The sequence below is a fragment of the Sporosarcina sp. YIM B06819 genome (genome assembly GCF_033485175.1).
Taxonomy (GTDB): Bacteria; Bacillota; Bacilli; order Bacillales_A; family Planococcaceae; genus Sporosarcina.
On record NZ_JAWLIQ010000005.1, the window covers coordinates 79,169 to 92,414 of the forward strand.

Annotated in this window: 8 protein-coding genes; 7 read left to right on the forward strand and 1 reads right to left on the reverse strand. The window is 34.6% G+C overall.

The window, feature by feature from the left end:
• Positions 1–38: 38 nt before the first annotated feature.
• The gene (locus R2B72_RS18615) at positions 39–614 is read right to left on the reverse strand and encodes a DUF624 domain-containing protein (protein ID WP_412177791.1); all 576 of its coding nucleotides are present in this window, start codon (positions 612–614) and stop codon (positions 39–41) included.
• Between the two features lie 664 nt (positions 615–1,278).
• On the opposite strand from R2B72_RS18615, the gene R2B72_RS03195 reads away from it, so the two are divergent.
• From R2B72_RS03195 to R2B72_RS03225, 7 genes are all read left to right on the forward strand, one after another.
• The gene (locus tag R2B72_RS03195) at positions 1,279–1,902 is read left to right on the forward strand and encodes a hypothetical protein (RefSeq protein ID WP_318614774.1); all 624 of its coding nucleotides are present in this window, start codon (positions 1,279–1,281) and stop codon (positions 1,900–1,902) included.
• A gap of 566 nt (positions 1,903–2,468) precedes the next feature.
• Positions 2,469–4,769: a helix-turn-helix domain-containing protein gene (locus R2B72_RS03200; protein ID WP_318614775.1), complete on the forward strand. Its 2,301-nt coding sequence runs from the start codon at positions 2,469–2,471 to the stop codon at positions 4,767–4,769.
• Positions 4,770–5,064: 295 nt separating this feature from the next.
• Positions 5,065–6,045, forward strand: a complete 981-nt coding sequence (locus tag R2B72_RS03205) for an ABC transporter permease (protein WP_318614776.1) — start codon at positions 5,065–5,067, stop codon at positions 6,043–6,045.
• Between the two features lie 20 nt (positions 6,046–6,065).
• Positions 6,066–6,953 carry a carbohydrate ABC transporter permease gene (locus tag R2B72_RS03210; protein ID WP_318614964.1) on the forward strand — a complete coding sequence of 296 codons (888 nt, stop codon included), beginning with the start codon at positions 6,066–6,068 and terminating at the stop codon, positions 6,951–6,953.
• An 84-nt stretch (positions 6,954–7,037) separates the two neighbouring features.
• The gene (locus R2B72_RS03215) at positions 7,038–8,696 is read left to right on the forward strand and encodes an extracellular solute-binding protein (protein WP_318614777.1); all 1,659 of its coding nucleotides are present in this window, start codon (positions 7,038–7,040) and stop codon (positions 8,694–8,696) included.
• A 392-nt stretch (positions 8,697–9,088) separates the two neighbouring features.
• Entirely contained in the window at positions 9,089–11,533 is a 2,445-nt protein-coding gene (locus R2B72_RS03220) for a glycoside hydrolase family 95 protein (RefSeq protein ID WP_318614778.1), read from the forward strand.
• A 197-nt stretch (positions 11,534–11,730) separates the two neighbouring features.
• Positions 11,731–12,918 (forward strand): Gfo/Idh/MocA family oxidoreductase, encoded by a 1,188-nt coding sequence (locus tag R2B72_RS03225; RefSeq protein WP_318614779.1) that lies wholly within the window; start codon positions 11,731–11,733, stop codon positions 12,916–12,918.
• Positions 12,919–13,246 lie beyond the last annotated feature (328 nt).

A 13,246-nucleotide genomic window follows, 5' to 3' on the forward strand; every position in this document is an offset into this window, starting at 1 on the left:
CAAATTATCGACAATTTCCATGACGGGCTCGATTTTCACTAATTTTCAAAAGTATCCTGTGGAATTAACTTTGTGAATTTAAGATCGGCGATCCAGTAAATAAGATAAGCAGAAACGCTGAAAAAGAAAAAGAGAATCAAGAATGAGAATCGCAATGAAAGTATCGTCCATGCACCAAGAACTATCATACCAAAGATAGTTAAATTAATTTTGTATAGACCGACTTGGAGACTAGAAATGCATAAACGTTTGAATGTTGTGGTCATGTTGACCATAAGTGGGTAAATGCTTAAGAATGATAGGACAAGCATGAAGCTAACAAGATAAGTAGCGACATAAATAATTGTTTTGTATGGTGAAGTCATTTGAGATAAAAATAAGAAGTTAACTGTTAGTAATAAACTGATTACAGTGAATAGAGTACCGACAAGGTAGCTTTGCTTCCAATTTTCAATAAACATTTTCTTGAACTGAGAAAAAATTGCTACTTCTTTATTTATTTTCCATTGTCTAACTACCCCAAAAAGTGCTGCAATTGCTGGGAAAATCGTAATAATGGGAATACAGCTAATGATAAATAAGATATTTAAATACATGAAATGGTATAACCACATTCCTAAGCGATACAAAACTCCGTCTATACTAAAAATTTTTAACACCCCATATAAAAAGAATTATAATATCTGATAAGTAACAATAGTGTAGCAAAAACTAAGTATACATACAATGAAATTAGAGTTATAGTGATGGCAGACAATAGCGGTATTAGAGAAAGTTACTGAAACAATTTTAGTTTATATGAAAATGAGAATAAATATTAAAGAGAAATACCGTACAACCCCAATAATTCTATTGTGAAGACATCTTCATAATAGGTCCGAAAAGAAATAGATTATGATGATTTAATAAATTGCAAAGAGTATTTTTGAACTTAATATTCATTTGAAGTGTAAGCATTTTAAATAGTGGATTATTTGAATCAATTTCATAACTACCAATATCATATAAAAAGACGAACACTTTTCGACCTAATCGGTTTATTGTTAGTATCATTTGTGACTACTTTCTTTGAATGTAGAGTAAGGCATCGACTCTTGCGGGAACAGCTCAAGCTGAAGACCCTGGACTGAACGGAGTGAGGGAAGCGGCTGAAGCCGTGCCATCGGAAAGCGTCCGCCTGAAGCGAAAATCAACCTTGTTCGTATTATGAAGTTGTTAGATCTATTATGAAATTAATTCATTTATATGATATATTCAAGCAAAAAAGGAGAGAGTTTTTTGAAAAAGTTAAAGGAACAACTTCAATCGCTAACGTTTAAACAAAAATTAGAGCATATAATTGAATATTATTCATTTCATGTAATTGGAGCGATTGTTATTGCTTTCTTCCTTGTAATGGCAATCATTACTTTTACGAATCAACCAATAGAAATTTTATCTGTTCGCGTTGTTAAAGCAGATATTACGAGCGAACAAACAAAAGGATTACAGATAGAGCTAGAAAAATCATTAATTAAAAATGATAAAGAGATGCTTTCTATTAGAGCAATCAATATGAGCGATGTCTCAAACAATCCCGATTCTTTATTAACAATCCAAAAGCTCGCAGCTGAAATAGCAGGAAAAGAAGTGGATGTTCTACTTGTAGATAAAGATGTCTTTCAACAATTTAATGAAGATGGTAATTTGTATGATTTGAGTAATTTTCATGTATTCGATGATTGGAAAACGAGAAAATATCCTTCGGTTAAAGATCCTGGAACAATAACCGGAATAGATGTCTCAAACGTCCCTTATCTATCTTCTATTGTTACAAAAAGCGAACCCCTTCTATTTGTTGTCATGGCAAATACGGAACGGTTGGACAAGGTAAAAGAATTCGTCAACTTTTTCAATGAATGAAAACAGAAAATATACAAAGAAATCTTTATTTTGATAGACTTTTGTTTTGGCGAATTTTGTGTGTTTTAAAGTATTTGAGAGCGAGTACATAAATAAAAAGTGCGATTTATAAATTCAGGATATTCAACAAGTTTAATCTATTCCATAATTACCTATTTTGATTAGAAAGACGAACGATTACAAATTCGCTAATTTAAATGTACGTTAATATGACGTTCAACTAATGTTGTTTTGAGCCCAAGGCGGTGACTCCAGCGAAAGCCGTCACGAAGAACGGCTTTTGCGAACAAAAGCGAAGCGTTGAGAGTAGTGGATAAGCCATGCTCGCGGAAAGCGTCCGCCTGGAGTAGAAATAAACCCTTTTTCGGATGTTGAGCCGATTGTTCTATTATGAAATTGACTCAGCTATTAGGTTGAAAAATAATTACACTCGATAAAAAAACGGATAAGTTGTTAGCGATAACATAGGTGATAGGTAGGTAGTTCAAAATACTGATTATATATGTAATAATATGTCTATTAGATGTATTTGAATACTACTATATAGAAAGGGAGAGGTGTTTAATATGTTTAATTCCTTTGAGAAAGTAACTATTTTCAGAAAGTTATTTCTATCATATATATTGATTCTTGTTATTCCACTAGTAACAAGTTTTATCGTTTATCAAGTAAGTATTTTTGAAATCAATGAAAATGCAACGCAGAAGAGTAAAAACTTGTTGAATCAAACGAGGGACATTATCGATAGAAAAAATGAGGAATTGGAAACATTCGTCTACCAACTATCTTTAAATCCCGAAATTAATGAATTGATGAATAGAAAGTCTAACCAGGATAAGAATACTGTATATGACACATATAAGGTTCTTAATAGTATAAAAAATTATCAGTATACGAACACAATTTACCAGGACTTTTATATATATTTTAATCAAATTGATACAATTATATCCCCGGAGTCAACCTACGTTCGTACAGATGACTTTTATAAAAGCCATCGTTACGATGGACTAAACTATAATGATTGGATGAAAGATATTAATCAAACCTACCATACGCGTTTATATATACCTTCAAACAAAGTGAATATAGGGAATAAGTCAGAATCGATCATTACGTATGTTCAATCAATTCCATTTAATACTACAAAAAGCCAAAAAGCAAACATAGTTGTGATGATAAAAGAGAAAGAAATCGCATCTATATTAAATAGAATTTCGTCACAATACGATGGATCAGCTTTTATTCTTGATGAAGAAGGTAACATAATGGTTAGCGATAATATAGACAAAAGTATGATTTCTTATGATAAGACTTCAAATAAACGAATGATTAATGAAAGTAATAAGAAATTCATGTATATTAAATCAAAATCTAACCTTAATGAATGGACATATGTAGCTATTATCTCTAAAGAGAAATTGGCGGAAGATATTAAATATATCCAAACAATTGCATTTCTAATTGCAATTACGACAATAGTCATTGGATTATGTATTGCCATTCTTTTTTCTTATCAGCATAGTATTCCACTTAATCGTCTCTTAAGAATTATTCCCCTTTCAGAAACAAAAAAGGTAAGTGATCCTTATGATTATTTGCATACCAATATAGAAGAAATGCTAGAGAATAATGATCGACTGAGGAATCAAATCCAAAATCAGCGCCCCATTCTGCAAGATACGGTTCTAAGGAAACTAGTCTCAGGTGAGTATTCCACTTCAAAAGAAGCGATAATATTAATTGAACAAGCAAATTTGCCAATAAAAGGAGCCTTTGGTTATGTTGGTATCGTGCAAATTGTCCATGTGATGAATGCAATCGATAAGAACATGCTAGATGAAATGAATGTAGCACAACTCTTCATTCAAAATGAATTAACTGACATCTTTCGAGGAGAAGCCCTACAATACAATTTAGATGTGGATAAAGTAGTATTTCTTTTCTCTTATTACAAAAAAATCACTCATCATGAGGAAAAAAAGGTGAAAGAGGCTCTCGAATTGCTGATTAAGAGATTAGAAGAGAATTATAGCTTAAAAGTGAATATCGGGTTCGGGCGGCCGTTTGAACAATTTTCGGATATTTACAAGTCTTTTGAGGAAGCAAAGATGAGTTTACCGCTTTTTCAATCAATTGACCACGAAGCTGCTTTATATATATATGTGAATCAATACGAAGAAAGAAATAATGATTATTACTATCCGATTGAAATTGAACTTCGTTTGATAAATGCAGTAATGAACGGAGAAACAGATGAAGTAAAAGAGTTGCTTGATAAATTATTTTCGGAAAATGCCCTAAAAAGGGAATTAACGAATCAGACAGGTATTCAATTATTTACATCTTTAACTGGAACAATTCTGAGAATTCTTTCGAAAAATACAGAGTTAAAAAAAGTAATGGTAGATGAAATATACGATCGGATGGAGGAGCTGAATGCAAGGAAGAGTGTCTTTACAAAAGATATTGAGCAAATTAGACAGATTATAGTGGAAATTTCGCAGTGTATATCTGAAAGAAAGATTGTAAGTGGGCAACAAGTTATTGATAACATGAAAGTATATATAAAAAAGAATTTTAAAGATCCTGATTTTACGATTTACAAAATGTCAAAAGCTATTGGTTTTCCAGAGAAAATGGTTTCGTCCATATTTAAAGAGCATGTCGGTATGAATATTTCAGATTATATTGAAGAAGTACGAATAAACTTTGCGAAATCAAAATTGATTCAAACTGAAGAATCGATAGAGGACATTGCTTTGCAATCAGGGTATAACAGTGCTCATGCTTTTAGACGTGCATTCAAACGTAATGTAGGTTCAACTCCAAGAGATTATAAAAGCATGATGAAGAATTCTTTTTGAATAAATAATCATTAAATAGACTTAAAATTTGCATGTTTCATTATATTCAACCAACTGTACCATGCAATTTTATTGTACGTTTAGATAGAATAATACTGAAGAAACCTTTGCTGTTAAAGGGTTTCTTTGTTGTACGTGTAAAGAAAATATGGCTCTTTCTATTTTTTTTAGAAGTGTTACGATATCGGTAATAAAGATGAATCAATCAAATAGGTGTGAAACAAAAAGTTGGTAAACCGGTTTCAAAATTTTTAATCTCTATTGATTGAAAACGCTTTAAAAAAGGAGGAGTTGTATGAGTACAAAAACAGCAATGAGTAATCAACCAAATTCGAAAAGCATAAATGGTAAGAATCTAGTTCTATTGAATAAATCGGCCACATTAAAAAAAATTAAAAAGCACTGGCAATTGCATCTTCTCATTTTTATCCCTTTAGTTTTCCTAATTACATTTAAATATGTTCCGATGGCTGGGGTTGTAATCGCTTTCAAGGATTACAGTGTGGTAAAAGGGATTGCTGGAAGTGACTGGGTAGGATTGAAGTATTTCGAATACTTCTTTAATAGCCCGAATTTTGCTTTATTAATAAAAAATACACTTGGTTTAAGTATTTATGGACTAATCGTTGGGTTTATATGTCCAATCATTTTGGCATTAGCATTAAATGAAGTCCAAAATGCTCGCTTCAAAAAATTTGCACAAACGCTTACTTATGCACCTTACTTTATTTCAACTGTAATTATGGTGTCGATCATTATCTTATTCTTATCACCATCCGCTGGCCTTTTGAATAATATTCTAGGTTTGTTCGGAATTGAAGCCAACAATTTTTTAGGGAATCCATCTTATTTCAAATCGATTTATGTGTGGTCAGATGTTTGGCAAAACGCCGGGTACGCGACGATTATTTATTTAGCTGCTCTAGCAGGTGTAGATACACAATTATATGAAGCTGCTAAGGTAGATGGGGCGAATCGACTTCAAAAGATTATAAATGTCGATATTCCGGGAATACTTCCAATCATTATCGTTTTATTGATACTGAATATTGGGACTATTATGTCGTTAGGATTTGAAAAAATCTATCTTTTGCAAAACCCATTAAATATTAATTCATCTGAAGTTATCTCAACCTATGTCTATAAAATAGGGTTGCTTGGTGCGAATTTTAGTTTTGCATCAGCCGTTGGTTTATTTAACTCAATTGTTAACTTCATATTAATTATTTCAGCTAATACAATCTCAAAAAAATTCTCGTCATCAAGCTTATGGTAGGAGGGAAGCCCATGAAAACAATGGCCAATACAAGAATAAAAGATTCTATGATCGATCGCATATTTGTTGGAGCAATTTACGTGTTCTTAGTTCTCGTTTTATTAGCCGTGCTTTACCCTCTTATTTATATTGTGAGTGCTTCATTCAGTAGTCCATCAGCCGTGACATCCGGCAGAGTTTGGCTACTCCCTGTAAATCCGACAATTTTAGGGTATACCTCAATATTTAAGAACCCTCAAATTATTCAAGGGTTCTCGAATTCATTGTTCTATACGGTTGTAGGGACATTCATTAGTGTAAGTATCACGATCATGCTAGCTTATCCTCTATCAAGAAAAACGTTTTATGGAAGTAAATTAATCATGTTTTTACTTGTTTTTACGATGATATTTGATGGTGGATTAATTCCGTTGTATCTAGTTGTAAAAAATTTAAACTTAATTGATACGATATGGGCTTTATTACTACCTTCAGCGCTAGCAGTGTTCCAAGTTATTATTGCTCGAGCATTCTTCCAATCAACTATTCCAGATGAATTAGTAGAAGCAAGTGAAATGGATGGCTGTAGCGATATAGGTTTTATATTTAAAGTTGTATTACCATTAGCAAAGCCGATTATTGCTGTACTTGTGTTGATGTATGCGGTTATGAAATGGAACATGTACTTTGATGCATTGATTTATTTGAAATCAGAAGAACTGTTTCCATTGCAAATCATCTTAAGAAGCATTTTGATTTTGAACACTGACACATCGGCGAATATTCAAGAAATGTTGAAAATGCAAGGGTTAAAAGAGTTAATGAAATACTCATTAATTGTTGTTTCGAGCATACCAGTTTTGGTTCTATATCCTTTCGTGCAGAAGCATTTTGTCAAAGGAATGTTAATCGGTTCAGTTAAAGGCTAAAGAATTGAATGCTTATATTTTAACTATTGGACGTTGTGATTTTCTATATAAATATAACGTTAATCTAAAAAGGGAGATGATTAAATGAAGAAGAGAGTATTTACAACTCTTACTCTATTAGTATCGGTATTCATGCTTTTAGCAGGATGTGTTCCGAGTAAGAATCAATCATCAGAGAGTACTTCAAGTGATGAGTCAGATCCAAATGGTCCAGTCGAAGTAACAATTTTTACACCAAAGCTTTCCAATACTAACGACTATAGCGAAAATGAATTTACAAAAATGGTTGAAGAGAAATTTAATATGAAAATTAAGTGGGAGTATGCCACTCAAGATGCAGCAAAAGAAAAACGTCAATTGTCTTTAGCGAGTGGTGACTATCCAGATGCCTATTTGTTAGTAACATGGATTGATAATATTTCGAAAGTAGAAGCACAGAAATATGGTAAAGAAGGCGTCTACCTACCATTAAATGACCTCATTAAAGACCATGCACCAAATATTCAAAAGGCTATGAAAGACATTCCTTATTTAGAAAAAGGTATGACAGCTTTAGATGGTAATATATATGGATTGCCGCTCGTAGGCGAATGTTACCATTGTTCGAAATACGGAAAAATGTGGATTAATACAGAGTGGCTGCAAAATTTAAAATTAGAAATGCCAACGACAAGTGAAGAATTTAAGCAAGTGCTACAAGCATTTAAGAACGACGATCCAAATGGAAATGGCAAAAAAGATGAAATTCCATTGAGTGGAGAAAGTACGATGGTAGGAGATAACCCGATACAATTTTTAATGGGAGCTTTTATACCTAATAATGGAAGTAATTATATAAACGTCAATGATGGCAAGCTCTCATTGGGTGCGATGCAGCCTGAATGGAAAGAGGGACTAAAGTATGTACAATCATTATACGAAGAAGGTTTAATCGATCAAGGTACATTCACTCAAAATGCAGAGGCTTTAAAACAATTGGGGACACCTGATGGTGAAGCGAAACTCGGGGCTTTTTCAGCAGGTCACTCGGCAATCGGTGTAGACTTAAACTCCGAACACTCTAAACACTACGATGTTGTGCCACCTATAAAAGGACCTGACGGAGCGCAGTTTACATCATCTGATTATGGCAGTGTAAATAATTTTGCTTTCGGGATTACTGATAAGGCGAAAGGCAAAAAAGCTGAAGTATTAATGAAATTAGCAAATTACTTGTATTCTGAAGAAGGTACATTGGCAATGACATATGGAAAAGAGAATGTTCATTGGAAGAAGGGTGGTCCTGAGGACATCGATTTAAATGGCAAACAGGCAAAATACGTACCTATCCCTCAAGATCCTAATATGAAAGAGGAAGACAAAGTTCATTACGGCTGGGGAGAAAAAGGTCCAATATTACAGACTAGGGCTTTTAGGGACTCGATTGGTACTTCAACGGATGAATGGTCACCAGAAGGCTATGAACGAAGATTATTCAATGCTACCAAAAAATATGATGGGTTTGAACCAAAAGAACAATTTAATGCTAAAGCAGCTTGGGTTGCTCCAGAAGATGCAGAAGAAGTTGCCTTGTTACAAATTAATATTAATAAATACATCGAAGAAAACATGGTGCAATTCGCTACAGGTTCAAAAAATATTGATAAAGAATGGAATAACTATATTGATGGATTTAAAAATTTACAAGTCGATCGTTATTTAGAAATTTATAACAATGCATATGATTTTGAAAAAAATAAGTAACCATAATTATAACGAATACACAGAAGTCTTGTACTAAAGTGTATTCGTTTTTATTTGATAATAAAGAAGGGAAATTAGTAGCAAGAAGATGTAAAAGGTAAATAGAATTTAGAGACACATGGCTTACGGAACTATGGTCAACAAGATATTATTGATGCTATTCCAGGGGATAAAGAAGAAATGAAGCTTTCTTGAAAAGGACCTTTTAGAGGAAATCGTTGCTATTAATCGATTTGAGAACTTAAATTGAGGCAACTGGCTGGGGGCTGATTACTTCTGGTTTCTTCTCTTACCTCAATAGACATGCGCATTTAAAGTGATGGGCTTTTAATTTGATAAGTACAATGTTGAGATAACTAGCAAATAAAGAGAGAAAAATGGGAGAGTTTTAGATGAATAAATTATTATATAAGCAAGCTGCGAATGAATGGACTGAAGCTTTACCATTAGGGAACGGTAGAATTGGAGCAATGCATTTCGGTGGGGTTGAGGTAGAACGGTTTCAATTAAATGAAGATACGCTATGGTCAGGTCCTCCCTTGAAAAATGGAAACCGCGACAATAAAGTATCCCTACAAAGAGTGAGGAAGCTTATCGATGAAAAGCAATATGAAGAAGCGATAAGCGAAACGAAGGATATGTTTGGACCATATTCTCAATCGTATATGCCATTAGGGAATCTAATGATTCAATATCTACATGGAGATATAGCGTTGAAATATGAACGTTCGTTAGATATAGAAAAAGCATTATCCTCTGTAAAATATAAAGTTGGTAAAGTGAAATATACGAGGGAAGCATTTATTTCACATCCACATCAAGTATTGGCCATTCAATTGGCAAGTTCGGTCCCAAGACAATTAAATCTATCGATTACAGTAGATAGTTTATTAAAAAACAGAATGTCAAGTTTAAACAAAGAGTTAATTATACAAGGGATTTGTCCTGAAAGATGTGCGCCTAACTATTTTCATGAGGACGAGCAACCAATTGTCTATGGAGAATTTGGTGCAACACAAGCAATCCATTTCGAGGGTAGAATAGGCATTGTTTTAGAAGATGGACAAGTGGAGTCGACGAATGGAAAGCTTTCCATTCACAATGCGACGAAAGCCGTTATCTATTTTTCTACTGTTACGTCTTTTAATGGCTTCAATCAGTTACCGGGGAGCGATTTTGAAGAGTTAACTAGACGAAATGATGTCATTCTTTCAAAAGCTATGAGTGTATCTTATGAGAAGTTGAAAGAAGAGCATATTAAAGATCACCAAAATTTCTTCAATCGTGTTGAATTTTCATTGGGAGATAGTAAGAGAGCAGAGTTGCTTGATTCAGATGAAAGAGTGAAGAAATACGGTGCTTTCGACTTAGGGATGGTTGAATTACTATTCAAATACGGTCGTTACTTGATGATCGCTTCTTCAAGGGAAGGCACACAGCCTGCAAATTTACAGGGGATTTGGAATGATTTAACGCGTGCACCATGGTCTTCAAATTATACATTAAATATTAATGCGCAAATGAATTATTGGCTTGCTGAAGTAACGAATTTATCGGAATGTCACCGTCCTTTTTTAATGGCGATAAAAGAGTTGTCAGTAAATGGAGAGAAAATGGTGAGTGAGCGTTACGGGCTAAATGGCTGGACTGCACATCATAATACAGATTTGTGGCGACATGCTGATCCAGTTGGTGATAATCGACATGGAGATCCGAGCTGGGCGTTTTGGCCAATGTCAGGTCCTTGGTTATGTCAACATTTATGGGAGCATTACACCTTTACACAAAATAGGGATTTCCTTTTAGAAGAGGCATTTCCATTAATGAGAGGTGCGGCCCAATTTTGTTTGGATTGGTTAGTAGAAGATGCAAATGGTTATCTCATTACGTCACCGTCAACTTCTCCGGAACATCAATTTATTGCAGATAATGGACAGAAAGGTTCAGTTACGAAGGGTGCACTGATGGACCTTGAAATTATCTGGGATTTATTCACTAATTGTATCAAGGCGGCTGATGTTTTGGGAATTGATGAGAAATGGATCCATCAAGTAAATGAAGCCAGGAATCGCTTGCACCCTTTGAAAATAGGGAAGTACGGTCAATTACAAGAATGGTTGATTGATTATAAAGATGCAGAACCACAGCATCGACATGTCTCCCATTTATATGGTGTTTATCCAGGAAATCAAATAGTAGAAGGACCATTATTAGATGCTGCTAGACAAACGTTAAATAAACGCGGCGATGATGGGACAGGTTGGAGTCTTGCATGGAAAATTTGTCTGTGGGCTCGATTGAAAGATGGTGAGCGAGTAAATTCGTTAATTCATCAGCTCTTTAAAATTGTGGAAGCGAAAAGAGAAGTATTTATCGGTGGAGGATTATACCCCAACCTCTTAGGCGCTCACCCCCCTTTCCAAATTGATGGGAACTTTGGTTTTACTGCAGGGGTAACTGAAATGCTAATCCAATCCCATAAAGGATATATTGAATTATTACCAGCAATTCCATCGACATGGGTAAAAGGCTCATTAGCCGGCGTTCGTACTCGCGGAGGCTTTGAAATATCCATATCGTGGAATCGAATGGCAGTTTATTCATTGGATGTGAAATGTAAAGCGGATAATCTCTTTACACTCAAATCAGAGCAATCGATAATCGTTCGCGAAGAAGGAAAAGATGATAAAAGAATAGAAGTAGTTGACGGCTTGATTTCTTTTGAGATGGTTAAAAACCAACAATGTCAGTGTCTCTTTCAACAGGCAATGAAAGAAACAGTAAAAGTTAAAGATTATGCATATATGAAGGAGAATGCTTCCTTCACACATAAATAAGGGATGGAAGTAGCCTTCAGCAGAAAGTGTAGCGTGATTGACCCTACAAACGGACAAAAATCATAAGGATGCCTGGACGGTTATAGCCTATCAAATGTATTCAAGTAAGTGATAAGGATATCCTTAGCGCATTATTAAAACTTTAACAAACGGAATATTTGCACGGTAATATAAAAAGAAAAGAAGAGGTGGGCCTAATGAAGCAAGTTAGAATTGGAGTAATAGGAACGGGTGGACGAAGCTCAATTGTCCAATATTGGCACAATCCAAAGGGAAATTCAATTGTGGTTGCAGCAGCAGATGTGTCTGTTGAAGCACTAGATAGATTCAAACAAGAAGTTAATGAAGAGGCATTTGTTACGACAGATTATAAAGAATTGCTTGCAAGAGAAGATATCGATGCTGTTGCGATCTTAACACCTGATTTTATGCATGAAGAACAGGCTACGGCAGCGCTGAGAGCTGGAAAACATGTTTATTGTGAGAAGCCTTTAGCAATAACTCCGGAAGGGTGCGACCGAATAATCGATGAAGCAAAAAAATCTGGTAAGCATTTGATGGTTGGTTTTAATATGCGCTATATGAACATGTACCAAACGATGAAAGAAATTATTGATTCAGGTGTGATTGGTGAAATAAAAGCGGTGTGGGTCCGACACTTTGTCGGACTTGGTGGGTATTTCTATTATCACGATTGGCACGGTACATCAGCGAATACGACATCCTTGTTGTTGCAAAAAGCATCTCATGATCTTGATGTTATTCATTGGCTAACAAGTAGCTATGCAACAAAAGTATCCGCTTTTGGCAGTCTGGATTATTACGGAGGGGATATGCCGAACGAATTACATTGTCCTGATTGTGATAAGAAAGATACATGTCCTGATGTTAGTTTGCATCGATTAACACAATGTGCATTTCGAGAAGAAATCGATGTAGAAGATAACAGTATGTTAATCATGGAACTTGAAGGGGGCATTAAGGCATCTTATATGCAATGCCATTTTACACCAGACTATTCACGAAATTATACGTTCATCGGAACAAAAGGTCGAATCGAAAATGATGATGTGAATGATAAAGTTTATGTGAAAACAAGAAAGTCTGGATCATGGCAAGAGATGAGTGATATTACGTATGAAATGAAAGAAATGCCTGGAACCCATGGTGGTGCAGACCCACTTATTTGTGAGTCTTTTGTAAATTTAGTGTTGTTTAATGAACAACCATTAACAACTCCATTTGCAGGAAGAATGAGTGTCGCAGTTGGATGTGCGGCGACGGAATCGATTCGCTCTGGAGGAAAGGTTGTCCACATTGATCAAGGTAGACATAAATCAAGTGCAATCATGGAAGAAACTGATAGGGTCAATATCAACGTGTAATAATATACGAGGTATCTATAATGTTAAATAGTTAGTTGATAAATGAAAAAAACGTTGTTTTCAGGGTATAGGAGAAGTACCAATCACAGAACTTCCGATTTACCATCCCCACCAAATAGGAGGAGCTGAAAACAATGGTTACATTATCATTTAATCATATTCATGGGAAGAACGGAAGTCATTGGAACCGCTTAATGCGGGAAGAACAGGCAAAGGAAAATTTTTTAGGTACCTATTAAGTAAATACAATACAATTGTATAATCATACAAAATAAATCAATGCCTTCGTGGTTTTTCTTTGCTTTTTATATGATTATTTGAATGTGTG

Excerpts from the sequence above, each read along its gene's own strand:
- R2B72_RS03210 (WP_318614964.1), top strand. The coding sequence starts at position 6,066 with ATGGCCAATACAAGAATAAAAGATTCTATGATCGATCGCATATTTGTT.
- R2B72_RS18615 (WP_412177791.1), bottom strand. The coding sequence starts at position 614 with ATGTGGTTATACCATTTCATGTATTTAAATATCTTATTTATCATTAGC.
- R2B72_RS03225 (WP_318614779.1), top strand. The coding sequence starts at position 11,731 with ATGAAGCAAGTTAGAATTGGAGTAATAGGAACGGGTGGACGAAGCTCA.
- R2B72_RS03205 (WP_318614776.1), top strand. The coding sequence starts at position 5,065 with ATGAGTACAAAAACAGCAATGAGTAATCAACCAAATTCGAAAAGCATA.
- R2B72_RS03215 (WP_318614777.1), top strand. The coding sequence starts at position 7,038 with ATGAAGAAGAGAGTATTTACAACTCTTACTCTATTAGTATCGGTATTC.
- R2B72_RS03200 (WP_318614775.1), top strand. The coding sequence starts at position 2,469 with ATGTTTAATTCCTTTGAGAAAGTAACTATTTTCAGAAAGTTATTTCTA.
- R2B72_RS03220 (WP_318614778.1), top strand. The coding sequence starts at position 9,089 with ATGAATAAATTATTATATAAGCAAGCTGCGAATGAATGGACTGAAGCT.